Origin of the sequence: Brooklawnia sp. (assembly GCF_032229645.1) — a bacterium.
Classification (GTDB): Bacteria; Actinomycetota; Actinomycetes; order Propionibacteriales; family Propionibacteriaceae; genus Brooklawnia.
On the sequence record NZ_JAVTWX010000109.1, the window covers coordinates 15,881 to 34,071 of the forward strand.

Below are 18,191 nucleotides of genomic sequence, written 5' to 3' on the forward strand. Positions count from 1 at the left end.
CCCCAACCGGCCATCGAAGAGTCCCATGACGCCCTCGACGACAGAAATATCGGCTCCGGCGGCACCGTGCGCGAAGAGCGGCGCGACCCGCTCGGTGCCGCACAACCAGGCGTCCAGATTGCGGCCGGGCAGGCCGGTGGCCAGGGTGTGGTAGCCGGGGTCGATGTAGTCGGGGCCTATCTTGAACGGTGCCACCCGGGTGCCGCTGGCACGCAGAGCCGCCATCAGGCCGATGCTGACCGTGGTCTTGCCGGAACTCGAGTTCGGCGCGGCCAGCACGACACGCGGGTAGTCCGTGATCACCATTCGATTCCCGCCTGGCCCTTCTCTCCCTTGTCGAAGGGGTGCTTGACCTTGCGCATCTCGGTGACCAGATCGGCGGCATCGATCAGCTTCTGAGGCGCGTTGCGGCCGGTGATCACGACATGCTGATGCCCGGGCCGGTTCAGCAGCGTCTCGACGACCTCGTCGACATCCAGCCAGCCCTTGGCCAGAACGTGGCAGAACTCGTCCAGGATCAGCACGTCATGCCTCTGGTCGGCCAGCCGCTCGCGGACCTGCTGCCAACCCCTCTCCGCCAACCCCCGCTGATCGGCCCTGGCGCCCGCGCGGGTGGCGGTGCGTCCCTCGCCATAGTTCACCCACTCCACCGGTCCGCCCTGCCCGGTACGGGCATGCACGCCACCGAGGGTCTGAAAGGCCAGCTTCTCCCCGGTCGGCCAGCTGGAGGTCTTGATGAACTGGAAGACACCCACCGACCAGCCCTGCGACCAGGCACGCAGCCCGACGCCGAAAGCGGCAGTCGATTTGCCCTTGCCGTCGCCGGTGTTGACGATCAACCTCGGCTGCAGCCGGAGTTCGCGGGCGGTCTTCGGTTCCGCCTGAACATCGGAGTACTCACAAACCTGGGCTGTGTCCTCGGTCGGTACCTCTTCGGTGGGCACCGCTTCGGCCGATACCTCTCCGACAGGTACGTCTTCGACGGTGACCGGCTTCTCGGCCCGTCGAGCACCTCTGCTTGCGCCCAAACCGGCCAGTTCCAGCATCCGGTCGAGATCGACATGCTCGGCCACGGCGTCCGCGAGGGTCTCGATCATGCGCTCCCGGGCGGCGGCATAGCCGATCGCCTCCGGATCCGGACGCCAGCCCACCCCGGCGAGCCGGGCGACCTCAGTCAGGAAGGCGTTGCGGAAGTCGTCGTTCTCCAGGCTGCCGTGCAGCATCGTCCCGAAGGTGGCGCCGGCCTGCCAACCGTCCAGGAATGGCTCCGCCGCGCCGGTGGGGGTGCAGACGCCATGGTGGATCTCATAGCCCTGCACATCATGGCCGGCCCACGAGTAAGTCGTCACCGTGGTGATCTTCTCGTCGGCGAAGCTGACCTCGACCGGTAGCAGACCCAACCCCGGCACCCGGCCCTTCCTGGTCTCGATCTGATCGTCGATGACCTGCGAGAGCATCTGATAGCCGCCGCAGATCCCCAAGACCGGACGACCGGCGGCGTGCCGGGCGGCGATCGCCTCGTCCAGCCCGCGCTCGCGCAGCCAGCTGAGGTCGTCGACGGTCGAGCGGGAGCCGGGCAGGATCACCAGATCGGCGGCGGCAGCCTGATAGGGATCGGCGGTGAGGGTCACGTCGACGCCGGGAGTGTTGGCCAGCGCCTCCACATCGGTGGCGTTCGAGATGCGCGGGAAGCGCACCACGGCCACCCTCAGTGGCACCAGGTTTTCGGGCATCGGACCCAGTTCGGCGCGCCAGCGATCGACCTGCAGTGCGTCCTCGCCGTCGAGCCAGACGCCTTCCAGCCAGGGCAGCACGCCGAGATTCTCCATCCCGGTGCGGCGGCTGATGTCGTCCAGCCCGGGGTCGAGGACGCGCTGATCGCCACGGAACTTGTTGATGATGAAACCTGCCAGCAGTGCGCGGTCGGCATCGGAAACGATCCCCCAGGTGCCATAGAGGCTCGCCAGGATGCCGCCGCGGTCAATATCGCCGACCAACACCACCGGCAGATTGAACCGCTGCGCCAGGCCCATGTTGACGTAGTCGCCGGCCCGCAGGTTCGTCTCGGCGGGTGATCCGGCACCTTCAACGACGACGATCTCATGGCTGTCGGCCAGCTCCTGGTAGGCGGCGAACGCCGACTCGGCCAGATGTTTGCGGCCGGTCGCGTATTCGCCCGCCTCCAGGGCTCCGGCCGGACGACCACGCAGCACGACGAACGAGCGGCGGTCGGTGCCGGGCTTCAGCAGCACCGGATTGAGGATGCTGGCCGGCTGGACGCCGGCAGCCTGCGCTTGCAGATACTGGGCGCGTCCGATCTCGGAACCGTCGGCGCAGACCATCGAATTGTTCGACATGTTCTGTGCCTTGAAGGGCACCACGTCGATGCCGCGGCGCGCCAGTGCCCGGCAGATTCCGGTCACCACGAGCGACTTACCTGCGTCGGACGACGTGCCCCCGATCAGGATTCCGGTCATCGCTGCTCCTTCATGACTATGGTGTGGACGTGCATGACTATGGTGTGGACGTGCGAGTTCTCCTGCTGGGCGGCACGGCCGATGGCCGCGAGTTGGCTGCCGCGCTGACCCAGGCCGGCATCGATGTCATAACGTCTGTTGCCGGGCGCACTTCGCAGGCCCGTAACCAGGTGGGGGCGCGCGTGGGCGGCTTCGGCGGGGTCGAAGGGCTGATCGGCTACCTGTCTGCGAACGAGATCGATGCCGTGATCGACGCGACCCATCCGTTCGCGTCCCGGATGACGGCCAACGCGGCACAGGCCTGTGCTGCGACCCGGATACGGCTGCTGCGGTTCACCAGGCAGAGCTGGCGCACCCATCCGCACGCCGCTGACTGGGCCTGGGTGCCCGATCACGCCGCTGCTGCCGCGCTCGCAGCGATGGCGCCAGGCAGGGTGTTGCTGACGGTCGGACGCCAGCCGCTGCCCGCCTACCGCAGTCTCAACGATGTGGTGGCACGGGTCGCCGAGTGGCAGGGCGACGAGGTGCCGGCAGGCGCTCGGATCCTTGAATCCCGCGGGCCCTTCGACTTCGACGCCGAACTCGCCCTGCTGCGCGACGAGAAGATAACCATGCTGGTCAGCAAGGATTCCGGCGGCGCGGAGAACGGCGCCAAACTGGACGCCGCCGCTCAGCTGGAGGTGCCGGTGGTGATGATCGCGCGCCCGCCGCTGCCCGAAGGACTGCCGGAGATCACGAGCATCGCCGACGCGGTGAGCTGGGTGAGCACTCCCAACGACTGAGCCCTCGGCCAGAATCGGGACCATGACCAGTCAGCCCCGGTCGGCCTCGGGGGCGTGCACCAACTCGAGGTCGGCGACCGCCCCGATGATCGTGATCGCGGGCGGTGTCACTCCTTCGCGTTGACTGACCTCGGCGATCTGGCTCACCGGCGCGCGCAACACCCGCATCTGATCGGAGCCCGCATTCATGACGATCGCCGCCGGGGTCTGGTCGTCCAACCCGGCGCCGAGAAGCTCGGTGACGATCTCGGGCAAATATTTGACGCCCATCAAGATGACCAGCGTGGTCTTCGTGCGGGCGAGCGATGCCCAGTCCAGCTCGGAGCGGGGGTCATCTGGCGGCACATGGCCGCTGACGATGGTGACACCCTGCGACAAGCCGCGATGGGTCACCGGGATACCGGCGAGCGCGGGCGCGGCGATCGACGAACTGACGCCGGGTATCACCTGCACAGGGACGCCGGCCGCCGCGCACTCGATGGCCTCCTCGCCGCCGCGGCCGAAGAGGAAATTGTCGCCGCCTTTCAGCCGGACCACTCGCCGGCCATGCTTGGCATGACCGATCAGCATCGCGTTGATATCGTCCTGCGAGGTTTGGGGGCCCCGCGGGATCTTGCCGACATCGATCTTCTCGGCATCGGCGCGGGCCTGATCGAGCACCGCCAAGGGCGCCAACCGGTCGTAGATGATGACATCGGCCTGCTGCACGGCACGTAACCCGCCGACGGTGATCAGATCCGGGTCACCAGGGCCACCGCCGACCAGAACGACCGTACCGGGAGTAAGCGTGTTCATGATCCTCCTGTTCGCGTGCTGGTCGGGTAGCCTCGCTTCGTGACCGACAGCACATCCGAGCTTCCCACATCCGACGAGCTTGCAGTCGTCAGCACCATACCTGGACTGCCCGACGAGGCGTTCGAGCACGACGGACTGATCACCAAACGCCACGTTCGCGCGAGCGCTTTCGCATTCCTGCGGCCGGTCGCCGGAGACCTGATGTGGGACGTCGGGCTCGGCTCGGGCGCGATGGCGATCGAGTGGTGCCGGGCCGCACCCGATACGAGCGCCATCGGCTTGGAACGCAAGGCCGAACGAGCCGAGCGGGCTCGCCGCAATATCGCCCGGATGGTGCCCGGGCGGGTGCAGATCGTGATCGGTGACGCCTCCCGGACGCTGCAGGGACTACCCGCGCCCGACGCCGTCTTCATCGGTGGCGGAGTCACCGATGGCGTGCTTGACGGCTGCTGGGCGGCGCTGAAGCCGGGCGGACGAATCGTCGCGCACGGCGTCACCCTCGATACCGAGGCGCTGCTGGCGCAGCGGTATCGCGAGCACGGTGGCTCGCTGACCCGCCTGTTGGTAGAGAATGCCGAACCGCTGGGACGCTTCCTCAGCTGGACGCCTGCCCGCGCAGTCACCCAGTGGGCCTGTGTGAAGAGCTGAGCGCCTCCAGCACCCCGATCATCGTCCGAGGCCGGGAATCCAGTCCCAATGCGATGGCCAGTTCGAGCTGCCAGGGTTGGCGTAGGTGAGCCCGGTTCACCAGCTCGGTGTCGGACAATATCCGCGTGATCGGACCCTGTTGAATCTGCCCACCGGCGACCACGGCCGCCTCGTCCGCCCAGGACAGCGCGAAGTCGACGTCGTGGGTCGCGAGAACGATCGTGGTGCCCTGACCGGTGAGCCGCTCCAGAGCCGTCCGGACGTCTTCGACGCCTGCCGGGTCGAGACCGGCTGTCGGCTCGTCGAGTAGCAGCACATCGGGACGCATGGCGACCGCGCCGGCGATGGTGACACGTTTGCGTTCGCCGTACGACAGTTGATGGGTGGGCCGATCGGCCAGATGGGTGACACCGAGCAGATCGAGCGCCTCGGAAACTCGGTGCCGGACCTCGTCGGTGGTCAGCCCGAGATTCAGCGGACCGAAGGCGACATCCTGGGTGACATCGGCCGAGAAGAGTTGATCGTCGGGATCCTGCAAGACCAACTGCACGCGCCTGCGGTGGTTTCGCAGGCTCTTCTTGTCGTGGTGGAGGGGTTGCCCGGCTAGTGCGATCTCGCCGGAGTCGGGCTTGTGAGCGCCCGACAGGCAGCGCAGCAGCGTGGTCTTGCCGGAGCCATTGGCCCCGAGCAGCGCCAGCCGCGTCCCGTTGGCGAGTTCGCAGGTCGCCCGGCTCAGTACAGGTTCGGCGCCCGGATATGACGCGGTGACATCACGTGCGGTCAAGATCATGAGATGGCCTTCCACACGATGGTGAGCAGCCAGATACCGCCGAGCAATGCGCCAGTGGCCGCGAGGAATCTCGGTGAGGCGGGCATCCGGCGCGGCAAGGTGATCAGGTCACCTTCGATGCCACGGGCCTCCAGCCCGTCGGTGAGTCGGGCCGCCCGGTCCCACGACCGGACCAGCAGCGTGCCCATCGTGTTGGCCGCGGTGTTCATCCGCCGCTTGAACGGATGCGGGCCGGCCGGGGCATCGCCCAGCCGCGCCACCTGAGCTGCGTGCATCGCCAGCACCGTGTCGAGCAGCACGAAGAGCAGTCGATAGATCAGCGACGCCACCTCGACCAGCGGTCCGGGCACGCCGCGCTCGCGGGTCCAGCCGAGCAGATCGACCATCGGAGTGGTGGTCGCGATCAGCAGAATCGCCAGGGTACCGGCCGACGAACGAGCGAAGAGCTGCAACCCGTTGAGTGCCGAGGCCGTCGTCATCGAGAGCGGACCGATGCTGAACCAGGCGTCCGCGGGCGCCTGGCCGACACTGACCGCGACCGAAGCCGAACCGATCAAGATGAACAGGAAAGGTGCGCCGAAGCCCGTGGCGAGAGTCCGCAGCGGAATACGTGCCGGTCCGAGGGCCGCCGCGACCGACGCCACCGCCACCAGCGGTGCGGTCGGCCAGGCGGGGGCAATCAGGGCAGTGAGGACCAGCCCCATACCGAGGAGAAGTTTCTCACCGACCCTGATGTGCCGCCAAGGTGCGCCCCAGGCGGCATCATCCAGAGCGATCATCGAAGGCTCTACTCGACGGCGGGGACAGGTGTGTCGGGGGCCGAGGCTGCCGAAGAGTCGGACGCAGCACCGGCAGCGGCGAGTTCTTCCTTCGACTTGGCGCGACCTCGCAAGTTGCCCAGAGCGAACCCGACGATCCCCGCGCCCAGCGCGGCTTGCAGGGCGAACAGACCGGATTCGATCTCGCCGCTGCCGGGTTCGAAGATGGGCTGGAACCAGGGCTCGGTGCCTTCTTCTTCCAGAACCTGGGTGACGACCGAGTCCGTACCGGCGAAGCCCTCTTCGCCATCTCCGGTTGGCTTGGGGGCCAGCGCGAACGAGAACACGAAGATGCCGACGATGGCTGCGACCAGCGCAAGAGTGACCCAGAGATTGTTCTTCTTAGGCATTGGTGGGCTCCTCGGCAGCAGTCTCGGCGGAGGTCTCGGCAGCGGGAACCGGATTGAAGATGCCGCGGCGCTCCAGTTCGGGACGCACGACCCCGGACAGGAAGCGGAAGAGCAGCACGCCGACGAAGCCCTCGGCTATGGCCAACGGGATCTGGGTGACCGCGAAGACGCTCAAGAATTTGACGACCGCACCGCCGAAGCCGGAGACGGCGTCCGGATGCGCGATGGCCAGTTGCACCGAGGTGACGCAGTAGGTACTGAGATCGGCGAAGAACATCGCCGCGAAGATCGCGGGATACGACCCGAACCTGCGAAGCAACTTGTAAGCGCCGTAGCCGATCCATGGTCCGGCGATCGCCATCGAGAACGTGTTCGCCCCGAGGGTGGTGATCCCGCCGTGGGCCAGCAGCAGCGCCTGGAAGAGCAACACCACCGCTCCCAGGAACGCCATTACGGGCGGCTTGAAGAGCACCGCCCCGGCACCGGTGCCGGTCGGATGCGAAGAACTGCCAGTGACCGAGGGCAGCTTGATCGCCGAAAGAACGAAGGTGAAGGCGCCGGCGACGGCGAGCAGCATCTTGTTCTCGGTCGATTCGCGAGCCTCTTTGATGACACAACGCGCGCCGTGAACCACGAACGGAGCGGCAGCCACATACCAGGCGGCGCATTGAAGTGGGGGCAAGAACCCCTCAGCGATATGCACGATTATCTCCTCTTGAGATGACGCGTCCCAACAAACGGATCCATGAGGGAGTCGCTCCCTCATGACGGGTTCATTCGATTCGGCAAAGCGGGGTATTCTTCGCTGATCTCAATCGCCCTTGCGCCAAGACGAGTCTCTGACTTCCGTTTCGCTGAACGTTCACAGTGGCGCGACCGTGCCGGCTCTTCCCGGCTTCCTCGCACCTTGACGCATGTGACAGTCTAGTGGACGACTATTTCGAGCTCGAAGGGGCCCCGGTGGACGTGACATACGAGTATCTGACCGATGCGGCAGAGATCTACGCCGAGTCCTTTGGGACCATCCGGCGCGAAGCCGACCTATCGGGTTTCCCCGACGACATCTCGAAGGTCGTCGTCCGCATGATTCATGCGGCAGCACAGACCGACCTACCGGCCGACATCGCGTTCACGCCAGGCGTGGTCGCCAGCACGCGTGAGGCGCTCTGGAACGGCGCTCCGATCTTCTGCGATTCGACGATGGTGGCCACCGGAATCATCCGCTCCAGGCTGCCCAAGAGCAACGAGGTGATCTGCCATCTGGGCGATCCGCGGTTGGCCGAGATGGCCATCGAACTCGGCACCACCAAGACGGCCGCGGCGGTCGATCTATGGCTGCCTCGCCTTGAGGGAGCCGTGGTCGCGATCGGCAACGCACCCACCGCCCTGTTCCGGCTGCTCGAGGTCGTCCGCGATACCGGCGTGAAGCCCGCCGGTGTGATCGGCATCCCGGTGGGATTCGTCGGCGCAGCCGAGTCGAAGCAGGCGCTGGTCGTTAATCCCTTCGGTCTGGAATATCTGGCTCTGCTGGGACGCCGGGGGGGTTCGGCCATCACCGTGGCCGCCGTCAACGCGATCGCCAGCACCGATGAGCGGACGAACCAGATCCGCGCCTGAGCAGTCGGCGTTCCCGCTAGGCCGCGAGGACGATATAGCGCAGGTAGATGTAGATCCATGCGATGACCGTGGTGAAGATGGTCGTCACCATGCCGTACTTGGTGAAATGCCAGAATGAGATGTTGTGGCCAGCACGTGCGGCGAGCCCGATGCCGACCACGTTCGCGCTGGCGGCCACCGCCGTGCCGTTGCCGCCGAAGTCGGCTCCCAAGGCGAATGCCCACCACAGGAATCCACCGCTGCGAGGATCGCTGCCCTCGGTGACCAGTACGTCGACGATCGGCGCCATCGTCGCCGCATACGGGATGTTGTCGAAGAATGCGCCCAGGCCCGCCGACCCGAAGAGCAGCACCGCGCCGGCCAGCGTGTAATCGTGCCCGACCGCCGCGATTGCCCACTGGCCGATCGACTCGATGACGCCGGTGTGCACCAGACCACCGACCATGATGAACAGGCCGGCGAAGAAGACCAGCGTGGGCCATTCGACCTCGGTGATCACTTCGCCGATATCGATGCCGGTGACCAGGATCATCACCAGCGCGCCGATCAGGGCGATGATCGATGGCGCCAGATGCAAGGTGCCATGCAGGGTGAACCCGACGATCACTCCGGTCAGCACGACCAGGCTCTTGATCAGCATCGGCAGGTCGGTGATCGCCCGGCGCTCCTGCAGTGCCATCACCGAGTCGACGTATCCGGGATTGTATTGAAACTCCTTGCGGAACATGAACCGAGTCAACCCGACGAAAAGTGCGAAGACGATGATCACGATCGGGGCCATATGGACGAGGAAGTCGTTGAACGTCAGTCCCGCGCGGTTCGCGATGATGATGTTCGGCGGATCACCGATCAGCGTCGCCGCGCCACCGATGTTGGAGGCGAGGATCTCCGCGATGATGTAGGGCTGGGCAGGCACGTGCAGCCGATCACAGACGACGATGGTGACCGGCACCACGAGCATGATGATCGTCACGTTGTCGAGGATCGGGGACGCAATCGCGGTGATCAGCATGAACATGACCATCAGGCTGTAGGGTCGGCCCTTCGATTTCTTCGCGGCCCAGACACCGAGAAACTCGAAGACACCGGTCTGCTTCAGCACCCCGACGATGATCATCATGCCCAGCAGCAGGAAGATGACGTCCCAGTCGATGCCGACCTGATGGGAGTAGAAGACCTCGTTGCCCGGCGAGACGCCGGTCACGACCATCGCGGCCGACGCCACCAGCACGACCATGACCTTGTTGATCTTCTCGGTGGCGATCATGACGAACGCCGCGACGAAGATACCCAGCGCGAGGAAGGAGTGCATCATGGCAGCGTCACTCCCCCACGAACCACCGAGACCCCATGATCGGGGGCGCTCAGAGGTAGGGCAGTGCCGCCGCTGCCAGCAGGCCGTTCAGCGTGATGCACCCCACCAGCTTGTCCGCCGCGTCCACCACCGCGATGAGCGGCGTGCGCAGCTGCGACATGGCGATGGCCACCTCGAGCACGGTGGCTTCGGCCCGCACCTTGACCAGCTTGGCCTCGTCGAGCTTGAGACAGTCGCCGATCGAGCGGGTGCCCACGCCCGACCAGAACTGATCGGCGTGTGCCTCGTCGATCGTCCGGGCGAGCGCAGAATCCCCGGAGTACTGCGCAACCATCAGCTTCAGCACTTGGCTGTCCGGAAGCACGTACCGCGGCTTGTCGTCCCAATCGACAACTACGACGCCCGGCAGGCCCTCGTTCACCATCACCTTGACTGCGCGCGATACCGGATCGCCCACTCTTACAGGGGGAACACTCACCGCGAGGTCTCTTGCCCGCATGGCCACAGTCCTTTGTCCACTTGATCGAGATTTTAGCTGAGGCTAGCAGGCCTGACATGCGTTCGGTTCCCCTCCCGCCGGGATGTTCGCGGCAACGTCGTCGTGACGAGGCAACTTTAGCGGAAATCGGCCCTCACCCTTAGTGAGTTGCCCTCAGTTCCGCCTAAATTCATCGGAGGGTCCTCAGCAGGTAGGTGTCGAAGATCCAGCCGTTCCGCTCGGCGGCCTCGGCCCGCACTCGTAGGATCTCGTCCGATACCTCTGCCAGCGGCCCACTGATCAGGATCTCGTCCGCGGTGCCCAGATAGGCACCCCAGTAGATCTCGAGCCCTGACGGATCGATGCGCGAGAATGTCTGTCTGCCGTCCAGCATCACCACCACATCGTGCACATCGGTGGGCATACCGGACGCCAGCAGCCGGGCGGGAGCGATCTGCACCGCCCGTCCCTGCCTGTTCAGCGGGATCTTGAACGCCGCCGCCAACGCCAGCACGCAACTGATGCCGGGGATCACCCGCAGCTCGATCGGCTCGCCCGCACGGGTGGACGCATCGGCCAGCTTCTCGACGATCGCCAGCGTGCTCTCGTAGAGGCTGGGGTCACCCCAGATCAGGAATCCGCCGCTCGCACCTTCGGGCAACTCGGCGGCGACCGCCGCACTCCATGACTCGAGCCGCTGTGCACGCCACCGGGCGACCGCTGCGGGATAGTCCGGGGTGGTCTGCCAAGGACGCGGCGGGTCGCGCAATTCGACTGTCTTCAATGGCGTGTCGCGGTGCCGCTCGATGATGACCCGCCTGGCCTCGACAAGGTCATCGAGCTGGTCCTCCTTGAGGACGACGAACAGCACGTCGATCTCGCGGATGGCCGCGACCGCCTCCAAAGTCACCCATTCGGGGTTGCCGGCACCGATTCCGATGAGGACGAGTTCGCGGGCTGCGGCCGGGATCATTCGGCGAGCTCGCCGAGCGCCCTGACGGCTGCGCTGCGGGCGTGCGCCGTACGATGCGGGTTGCGGTCGCCGACCACCCCGACCTTCAGCCCCGCGACCTCACCGGTTGCCGGGGTCCACGCGGTACCGCCGGACGCGTCGTCCCCGCGGACGCAGAAGGTACCACGCTGGTAAGCCCAGGCCGCCACCTGCGCGTTGACCGACGGCGAATCGGTGAGCGCCAGCACGTACCAGGCGCCATCAAGATCGGCCTCGTCGACGGTGCGCTCCTGCCACTGCACACGGCCCTGCGCCGCCAGCTCGCGGATGGCGTCGTCGGCCTGCGGCGCGACCAGTTCTACCTCGGCGCCCGCCTCCACCAGCTTGCCCACCCGGCGGGCCGCCACTGTGCCGGCGCCGGCGATCAGCACCTTGCGTCCGGTCAGCACCAGACCGCTCAGGTAGACCTGCGGTGCGGGACCGGCGGCCGGCCCGATGCGTCCCTCGGCGACCTCGCGGTAGCGGTCGACGACCATCTGAGCGAGTGGGTCGCAGTCACCGATCACATCGGCAACGCGCGTCTCGGCGTCCGAGTGCGTCAGCGCCCAGGCAGCCGTCCTTTCCTGCGCGCGTTTCTGGAGCAGGCCAGGGAAGAGATAGTGCGGCATGACCACGAGCTTGCGCCCGCCGTGGGCGTAGGCGCGGTCGAGGGCGGTGGTCAGGTCGGGCTGCGAGATCTGGATGAACCCGCTCACGACATCGGCGTAACCGCCTTCCTCGCGCAGCAGCCGGCCGAGGCGCACATGGTCGGCGTTCGCCTCGGGAACCGAGCAGCCGCGCCCCAGGAAGACCACGCTGGTCTCGTCCGGCCGCCAGTCGCCGAGAACCGCGGCGATCCGCTCGCGGACAGCGCCGCGCAGTAGCGGGTCAGCACCCAGATGCCCCGCGTAGCTGACCGAGCCGCTGCCTGCCAACTCGCGTCCGGCGTCAATGCCTTCGGGAATGTCGTCATGCACGTGACCGCCGGCACCGATCATCAGTGGCACCACCACGACATGCTTGTCGTGCGACTCGCGCAAAGCGGTGGCGACCGCATCGGCGATCGTCGGGGTGTCGAGCTCAACGTAGGCGTCGTAAACCGATGTGCCGGGCAGCATCGCCTGGACCCGCTCGACCAGAGCGCGACAGGTCTGCTGACCTTCGGGAACGCGGGTGCCGTGGGCGGCGATGATCAACGAACTCATTTCTGCTCCATCCAGGTGTAGTCGCGCGGGGTCACCATGACCTGGTCTCCGACACCGGTGGCGAGCATCCGGGTCGACGACGAGCCGACGATGACGATCGAATGCATATCGACCCATTCCGGATCGAACTCGGCTATAGGTGCCACCCGGTAGCTCTGCTCCGGGCGGCTGGCATCGCGCACCACCGCGACCGGTGTGGTCGCGGGACGCTGCGCCCCGAGAATCTCCAGGGCTCTGGGCAGGTGAGCCAGCCGGGTACGGCTGCGCGGATTGTACATGGCCACAACGAAATCGCCGTCGGCGGCAGCCTGTAGCCGCTTCTCGATCAGCTTCCAGTCGGTGTGCAGATCCGACAGCGAGATGGTCACGTGGTCGTGGCCGAGCGGGGCGCCGAGGACGGCGGACGCGGCCAGCTCTGCCGTGACTCCGGGGACGACCACGACATCGACGTCTTCGGTGCCCTGCTCGAGGGTGGGCGAGGCCATCGCGTAGATCGCCGGGTCACCACCGCAGACGATGGCGACATTGCGGCCCTCGCGTGCCTTCTCGATACCGAGCGCGGTGCGCATGTCCTCGGTGCCCATGCCTGTTGAGACGATCTCAGTACCGGGGCGCAGCACCGAGCGGATCTGCGCCACATAGGGGCGGTAGCCGACGATGATCGCCGATTCGGCCAGCACCTTGCGGGCGCGCGGGGTCAGCAGGTCGTCCGCGCCGGGGCCGAGGCCCACGATCGCGAGCCGGCCACGTGGGGCGAGGCGCCCGATGGCAACGGTCGCCTCCGGCGTCTTGGTCTTCTGCACGATCAGCTTGGCGCCATGCGCGAGCACGGACGCTTCCGAGACACTCGGGGTGCCGACCGCGTCTTGGGCGTGTTCGCTGGGATTCGGCACCTCGAAGCCGGCCAGTTCGCCGGCGGGATAGCTGACGAACTCGACGCCCAGCTCGGCGGCCAGCTCGATCAGACCCTGCTCATCGGCCTTGGCGTCCACGCTTGTCAAAGCGGCGATGGACGATTTCGCCAGGCCGTGGGCGCGCAGGGTTGAATCGAGCAACCCACGCAGTGAGTCCACCGACGTGCCGCGGTTGCAGCCCATGCCGATGACCAGCGACTTCGGGTGCAGCACCACGGTGGGCAGATCGGCGGGTATCTCAGCGGAGTCGCTGAGCAGGATGCGGGCTTCGGGGTCGGGCGGCGGGGGCAGCACCTTGACATGGGTTCCCCGGCGTTCGGTGCGCTCGACGCCGGGCTCGGTGACATTGCCGGGCAGTGCCGGCAGCGGCCATGGGTGTTCCCGGACGAGCGCCACCGGGCGCCCGTCGATGACCGCGCGGGTCACCCCGGCCAGGTCGCCGGCAGTGTCCCAGCCGAGGGTGTCGAGCCCCGGCAGTCCGAGCGCGTCGGTCGCGGTGGTCAGCACCGCGGTGGCACCGAGACCGTCGGCAAGCTTGCGGGCCAACTCGTTCGCTCCGCCGACGTGACCGCCGACCAGCGGGACGACGAAACGTCCTGCCTCGTCGACGACGACCACTGCCGGATCGGTCTTTTTGTTCGCCAGCAGCCCGGCGATCAGCCGGGTGGTGGCGCCGAGCGCGAGATGACTGATGATCAGATCGCATTCGCCCCAGGCCTGCTTGAGGCCCTCTGCGGACGATGTCGTGTACCGGCGGGTGGCGCCGAGGAACGCGTCGATCGCGTCCGCCCGGGCCTGGCTGGTCGCGGTGCTGGCCACCTGGCCGATGATGGGTTCGCTCACGGCTGTGCTCCTACTGCCAGAAATCCGCCGACGATTGCCGTCTGTTCGCCGAGTGCGGCGGGGTCATCGGGATGATGCGCGAGGACGAGCACCACATTCGGCTGGGCAGTCTCGGTGATCTCGCGGGCCTGTTCCTCGGTCAGCACGCGGACGCGTTCGTCGTCCTCGCCGAGGCGCTCGGCCAGTACGTAGCTGCGGCCGAGTCCAGCGGTGGCCGCCACGATCTGGGGAAGCCCGTGTTTGCCGTCGGTGAGCAGGCCGACCTTGGGGTGGCTACGCAGTAGATCGATCGCGGGCTCCGGATCGTTGCCGTGCAGCGAGACCAGCAGCGCGTCGTCCCACGGCAACGCGACCGCGGCGAAGGCCAGCTGCAGCGAGGTTACCGCGGGAACCACCCGCACCTTGAGTCCGGCGGCCCGGATGCGCCGGACGACGCCGAAGAAGAGCGGATCGCCCGATGCGATGACCACGGCCTTCGCATCATCGGGCAGCGCCTGCAGCGCCTCGATGGCCGGGCCGATACGTCCGAGGACGACCCGGCGCTCCTCCGGCACGTTCAGAGCGTCCAGGTGACGGCGGCCACCGACGACCAACACGGCATCGGTGACGGCCTCGCGTAGGTCGGCGCTGGGCGAGCCGATGTAGCCAAAGACGGTGATCATGCCTGGGCCCCCTTTTCGGCGAGTTCTTTGGCCGCCTCAGGGTCGGCGTCGCGGTATTCGTGGCGGAAGCCCGGATGGTAAAGGTGACTGCGCTTGACCATCGGGGTCTCGGCGAGCGCCGGACCCACCAGGATCACGGTGTGCTTCCAGAACTTGTGTTCCTTCATGGTGGCGGCCAGCTGATCGAGTTCGCAGCGCACCATCACTTCGTCCGGCCAGCTCACCTGGTGTCCGATGATGACCGGGGTGCCGGGCGGATAGCCGCCGGCCAGCAATTCGTCTTGCAGAGTGTGGCTGCGGGCCGCCGAGAGATAAAGCGCCATCGTGGTGCCGTGAGCGGCGAACTCGCGGACGTTCTCGCGCGGCGGCATCGGAGTGCGGCCGCCCTCCAGCCGGGTGATGATCAGCGACTGGGATACCTCGGGCAGGGTGATCTCGACATCGCTGCGCGCGGCGGCCGCCGAGAACGCCGAGACGCCGGGAATCGATTCGTAGGCCACGCCGATCTCGCGAAGCAGCTCGCGCTGCTCGGCGGTGGCACCGTAGATGGCCGGGTCGCCGGTGTGCACGCGGGCCACCAGCAGTCCTTCGTCTCTGGCTCGCTCGTAGAAGGGGGTGATGTCCTCCAGGGACGCCGTGGCCGAGTCGACCAGCAGCGCGCCCGGCTTGTGATCGGCCACGATCTCGGGGCTGACCAGGGATGACGCCCAGATGATGATGTCTGCGGAGGCGATCGTCCGGGCACCTCGCACGGTGATCAGATCGGGCGCGCCGGGGCCGGCGCCGATGAAGACGACCATACCCTGGCCGGGCTCTTTGGTTGACGGCGGAATCACGGTGCAGCCCGCGCTGCCATCAGCGGTCGCCGGCTGGTCGGACGGATTGTGAGTCATAGCCGTTCTCCTCGTCCGCTGCGCTTGGCGGGCCACAGCACGCTGGTGAAATACGGGGCAGTCTCGAGCTCGCTGACCGCACTGATCTGCTCGGCGGGCAGTCCGACGTTGATACCGGCCACCGCGTCTTCGCCGATCTCGGCCAGATGGTCGCGCAACGCTGGGAGGTGGCGTCCGGCCTTGTAAACCACGCAGGTATCGGCCACCTCATGGACGCGAAGAAGCGAGTCGATGCCCTTCTTCAACGGCACCAGTGCCAGCACCTCATCGCCCTCGACGAGCGGGGTCCTGCTGGCGGCGGCCAGCGCCTGCATGGCGGTGATGCCGGGGATCACCTCGACCTGCAGATCGGCGACCTGCTCACGCACCGACGACGCCAGATAGCTGAAGGTCGAGTAGACCGACGGGTCACCGATGGTCGCGAAGCCGATCCGGCTGGCACCCTCGGAGAACGACTTGACGGCCTGATCGGCGGACGCCTGCCAGGAGTCCGCCCGCCGCTTGGTCACACCGCTGCGATCGGCCATCGAGAACGGGATGCGCACGATGCGGTCCGCAACGTCGGGACAGGCAGCCAACACGATGGTCTCGGCGCGTCCGGAATCGGAACCACTCGCCTCGGTGGCCGGCACCAGGACGCAGTCGCAGCTGCGCAGTGCATTGACCGCCTTGACGGTGATCAATTCCGGATCGCCGGGGCCGACGCCGATGCCGAAGAGAAGGTGGGGATTCATGGCGGGCTGGGCAGCTTCGCTCAATTCAAACTCCTTGCGATCCCTCAGCCGGGGACCTGACCTGCAGGGGGCGGGGGCCAGTCGACCGGGCTTGCCACCTCGACCGCGCGTGCTGCGCGGCAGGTGGACCACCGTTGCGGGACAGCGCCGGAATCTCACCGGCTTCGCGTGGCACCTCGCTCCGGCCACGGACGGCCGGCCCGGCTAGCTTATCGCCACGATTCGGAGCCGGACAACGCGCTCACCTAGAAGGTCCGGGAGCGGGAGCGCGTGCCTCACGTAGTGATGTCCGCGTAGCGGGTTCCCTCACCGGCACCGACCCGGTCGCCGGGCGAACGATGCTGCGCACCATCCGCAACAACGCGTACATCCATGTGCATACCGGGCTGGAATGGATGCGCGCCCACGCCCCCGTCCCCATCCAAGGCATCGACTTAGATAACGGATCCGAGTTCATGAAGTGAGGAGTGATCGCCTGGGCCGACAAGCACGAACTCCCCGTCACCCGGGGCCGGCCCTACAAACACAACGACAACGCGCACGTCGATAGCTTGGTCGAGCCGTTCGGACGCAAACGCCACCCCATTGTCCACACCGAGAATCTCGAGAAGTTCTTCCTTGGTCAGGCTATCGTCATGCCAGAGATGTGCGTCAGTGGATGCGCGTAAGATCAAATGAAGAAGATCACTCATTAGTCCACCTTCCACTGCTCGAAACTGGCAGATTCAAACCCCAAGTACACCCTCAAATATGAAGAGCTTATTTAGTGCCATGACCTATGCCACGATTCACCATACTATTCGAAGAAACTCGAAAAGCCCACTCGTGAAATCAGGTAGCGCGGTTTGGTCAGTATTGAACTGAACTCGCGCATAATTATCTAGATCACCGCCGACACGAGCGTCAACGGCAACATGACCCAGATGATCTGGTCCCACAACTTTGATGTACCCTACGGAATCAGTGTCATAGATCTCACTACCTCGAGAAAACGACAAGTTTTCAGCAAACTCCTTCAAACTGCTTTTCATCACTGTGAAACGGCTTTTCCCGGAAAAGTCACCAGACCTGATTGTCACTGAATAATCGAGATACCTGTCTACTTTACCGACAAGTTCGAGCGATAACACCTTAAGTGGGTCGTTCGTCGCCAGCTCAGCAATAATTCCTGGTTCATATTTTGCGCGACCGTGCATAGCATTTATCCTATTTAGATCTGAAGTCATCGATTGCTCCCGTAGCCGGATTCATGACATAATGAATCGTAACATCTCCTATTTTCTGCTGCGCCTTTACCCAACCCTCTGACGCAGGCCAGCGAGGATCCCCAAGAGATAACCTCTTGATGATAGTTCCGGCTTCTGGGTTGGCCCGTGCCTCTGTCATTGCCAACTGCTCCACCAAAGAGGAAGGCGCAATATCAAGACCGCTGGATCCCAGTCCCTCTAATGGCCTCGCGCTTGAAGGCAAACCAGGCAGATAGTCGTCAACTGTCGGGACCGGGATCTGATCACCGAGTTTGTCGATAGGAAGTTTTCCAGCAAGAGCGGTTAACCCATGGCCTGCGGCACCGCCTGCTCCGCCGGTGAGGCCACCAAGGGCCCCACTGGTGGCTGTCGCGCCGATGAAACCTTGAACGGTGTGGGGGCCGGGCCCGGTTGCATAGTGGTAGGCGCCGGGTAACTGTTCAGGTGGTGGCTGGGGTCCAGGCCTGGCCGTTGAACAGGTCGACGAGGACCTGGTAGGTGTTGCGGGCGTGCTTGGTGGTGGTGGCCAGGTAGGAGCGCAGGCGGACGAACCCGACCGCACCGGTCAGGGTGCGGTGGCATCCTGAGACCTTCTGATGGATCTTGACCATGCGGATCTCGCGTTCGGCGGC

At 65.9% G+C, this 18,191-nt stretch carries 19 protein-coding genes, 3 pseudogenes and 1 riboswitch; of the genes and pseudogenes, 3 read left to right on the plus strand and 19 right to left on the minus strand.

Translation table 11 applies throughout. From position 1 onward, the window contains the following. The 3 genes and pseudogenes from AAFP05_RS08130 to AAFP05_RS08140 all read right to left on the minus strand — a co-directional run. A pseudogene (locus tag AAFP05_RS08130) lies at window positions 1-306 on the minus strand (cobyrinic acid a,c-diamide synthase); the annotation flags it as partial. Further along, window positions 300-851 (minus strand): cob(I)yrinic acid a,c-diamide adenosyltransferase, encoded by a 552-nt coding sequence (gene cobO / locus AAFP05_RS08135; RefSeq protein ID WP_341729374.1) that lies wholly within the window; start codon window positions 849-851, stop codon window positions 300-302. The gene cobO and the pseudogene AAFP05_RS08130, both read right to left, overlap by 7 nt. A 183-nt stretch (window positions 852-1,034) precedes the next feature. Continuing rightward, a pseudogene (locus AAFP05_RS08140) lies at window positions 1,035-2,477 on the minus strand (cobyric acid synthase); the annotation flags it as partial. A gap of 29 nt (window positions 2,478-2,506) precedes the next feature. Between AAFP05_RS08140 and AAFP05_RS08145 the strand changes: the two are divergent. Then, a complete protein-coding gene (locus AAFP05_RS08145) occupies window positions 2,507-3,259 on the plus strand; it encodes a cobalt-precorrin-6A reductase (RefSeq protein ID WP_341729358.1) in 753 nt (250 codons plus the stop codon). A 30-nt stretch (window positions 3,260-3,289) separates the two neighbouring features. Here AAFP05_RS08145 and cobA read toward each other — a convergent pair whose 3' ends face one another. After that, a complete protein-coding gene (gene cobA, locus AAFP05_RS08150) occupies window positions 3,290-4,054 on the minus strand; it encodes a uroporphyrinogen-III C-methyltransferase (RefSeq protein WP_341729359.1) in 765 nt (254 codons plus the stop codon). A 39-nt stretch (window positions 4,055-4,093) separates the two neighbouring features. Between cobA and cbiT the strand changes: the two genes are divergently transcribed. Next, window positions 4,094-4,702 (plus strand): precorrin-6Y C5,15-methyltransferase (decarboxylating) subunit CbiT, encoded by a 609-nt coding sequence (gene cbiT, locus AAFP05_RS08155; protein ID WP_341729360.1) that lies wholly within the window; start codon window positions 4,094-4,096, stop codon window positions 4,700-4,702. Here the strand turns inward: cbiT and AAFP05_RS08160 are convergent. Genes AAFP05_RS08160 through AAFP05_RS08175 form a run of 4 tightly spaced genes read right to left on the minus strand, consistent with a single transcriptional unit; the run spans window position 4,674 to window position 7,363 of the window. After that, window positions 4,674-5,492 carry an ATP-binding cassette domain-containing protein gene (locus tag AAFP05_RS08160; protein ID WP_341729361.1) on the minus strand — a complete coding sequence of 273 codons (819 nt, stop codon included), beginning with the start codon at window positions 5,490-5,492 and terminating at the stop codon, window positions 4,674-4,676. The two genes, cbiT and AAFP05_RS08160, sit on opposite strands and share 29 nt — an antisense overlap. Then, window positions 5,489-6,271, minus strand: coding sequence for a cobalt ECF transporter T component CbiQ (gene cbiQ, locus AAFP05_RS08165; protein ID WP_341729362.1), 783 nt, complete (start codon window positions 6,269-6,271; stop codon window positions 5,489-5,491). The genes AAFP05_RS08160 and cbiQ overlap by 4 nt, the downstream gene beginning before the upstream one ends. A gap of 8 nt (window positions 6,272-6,279) precedes the next feature. Then, window positions 6,280-6,660, minus strand: coding sequence for an energy-coupling factor ABC transporter substrate-binding protein (locus AAFP05_RS08170; RefSeq protein WP_341729363.1), 381 nt, complete (start codon window positions 6,658-6,660; stop codon window positions 6,280-6,282). Continuing rightward, complete coding sequence (locus AAFP05_RS08175) at window positions 6,653-7,363, minus strand: energy-coupling factor ABC transporter permease (protein WP_341729364.1); 711 nt, start codon at window positions 7,361-7,363, stop codon at window positions 6,653-6,655. Before AAFP05_RS08175 ends, AAFP05_RS08170 begins: the two co-directional genes overlap by 8 nt. A 224-nt stretch (window positions 7,364-7,587) precedes the next feature. Here AAFP05_RS08175 and AAFP05_RS08180 point away from each other — a divergent pair, with 224 nt between their 5' ends. Further along, window positions 7,588-8,277: a precorrin-8X methylmutase gene (locus AAFP05_RS08180; RefSeq protein WP_341729365.1), complete on the plus strand. Its 690-nt coding sequence runs from the start codon at window positions 7,588-7,590 to the stop codon at window positions 8,275-8,277. 16 nt (window positions 8,278-8,293) lie between these two features. On the opposite strand, the gene AAFP05_RS08185 is transcribed toward AAFP05_RS08180, so the two are convergent. From AAFP05_RS08185 to AAFP05_RS08235, 11 genes and pseudogenes are all read right to left on the minus strand, one after another. Further along, window positions 8,294-9,592, minus strand: coding sequence for an ArsB/NhaD family transporter (locus tag AAFP05_RS08185; protein ID WP_341729366.1), 1,299 nt, complete (start codon window positions 9,590-9,592; stop codon window positions 8,294-8,296). A 49-nt stretch (window positions 9,593-9,641) separates the two neighbouring features. Further along, window positions 9,642-10,091 carry a CBS domain-containing protein gene (locus AAFP05_RS08190; RefSeq protein WP_341729367.1) on the minus strand — a complete coding sequence of 150 codons (450 nt, stop codon included), beginning with the start codon at window positions 10,089-10,091 and terminating at the stop codon, window positions 9,642-9,644. A 169-nt stretch (window positions 10,092-10,260) separates the two neighbouring features. Next, window positions 10,261-11,043 (minus strand): precorrin-6A synthase (deacetylating), encoded by a 783-nt coding sequence (gene cobF, locus AAFP05_RS08195; RefSeq protein ID WP_341729368.1) that lies wholly within the window; start codon window positions 11,041-11,043, stop codon window positions 10,261-10,263. Further along, window positions 11,040-12,266, minus strand: a complete 1,227-nt coding sequence (locus tag AAFP05_RS08200; protein ID WP_341729369.1) for a CbiX/SirB N-terminal domain-containing protein — start codon at window positions 12,264-12,266, stop codon at window positions 11,040-11,042. Before AAFP05_RS08200 ends, cobF begins: the two co-directional genes overlap by 4 nt. After that, complete coding sequence (gene cobJ / locus AAFP05_RS08205; protein ID WP_341729370.1) at window positions 12,263-14,023, minus strand: precorrin-3B C(17)-methyltransferase; 1,761 nt, start codon at window positions 14,021-14,023, stop codon at window positions 12,263-12,265. Before cobJ ends, AAFP05_RS08200 begins: the two co-directional genes overlap by 4 nt. Further along, a complete protein-coding gene (gene cbiE / locus AAFP05_RS08210; protein WP_341729371.1) occupies window positions 14,020-14,685 on the minus strand; it encodes a precorrin-6y C5,15-methyltransferase (decarboxylating) subunit CbiE in 666 nt (221 codons plus the stop codon). Before cbiE ends, cobJ begins: the two co-directional genes overlap by 4 nt. After that, window positions 14,682-15,485: a precorrin-4 C(11)-methyltransferase gene (gene cobM, locus AAFP05_RS08215; RefSeq protein WP_341729375.1), complete on the minus strand. Its 804-nt coding sequence runs from the start codon at window positions 15,483-15,485 to the stop codon at window positions 14,682-14,684. The genes cbiE and cobM overlap by 4 nt, the downstream gene beginning before the upstream one ends. Before the next feature lie 89 nt (window positions 15,486-15,574). Next, the gene (gene cobI / locus AAFP05_RS08220) at window positions 15,575-16,312 is read right to left on the minus strand and encodes a precorrin-2 C(20)-methyltransferase (protein WP_341729376.1); all 738 of its coding nucleotides are present in this window, start codon (window positions 16,310-16,312) and stop codon (window positions 15,575-15,577) included. A gap of 85 nt (window positions 16,313-16,397) precedes the next feature. Then, window positions 16,398-16,475: riboswitch (cobalamin riboswitch) on the minus strand. A gap of 271 nt (window positions 16,476-16,746) precedes the next feature. After that, entirely contained in the window at window positions 16,747-17,004 is a 258-nt protein-coding gene (locus AAFP05_RS08225) for a hypothetical protein (RefSeq protein WP_341729372.1), read from the minus strand. 96 nt (window positions 17,005-17,100) lie between these two features. Beyond that, the gene (locus AAFP05_RS08230) at window positions 17,101-17,538 is read right to left on the minus strand and encodes a hypothetical protein (RefSeq protein ID WP_341729373.1); all 438 of its coding nucleotides are present in this window, start codon (window positions 17,536-17,538) and stop codon (window positions 17,101-17,103) included. A gap of 461 nt (window positions 17,539-17,999) precedes the next feature. Then, a pseudogene (locus tag AAFP05_RS08235) lies at window positions 18,000-18,191 on the minus strand (hypothetical protein); the annotation flags it as partial.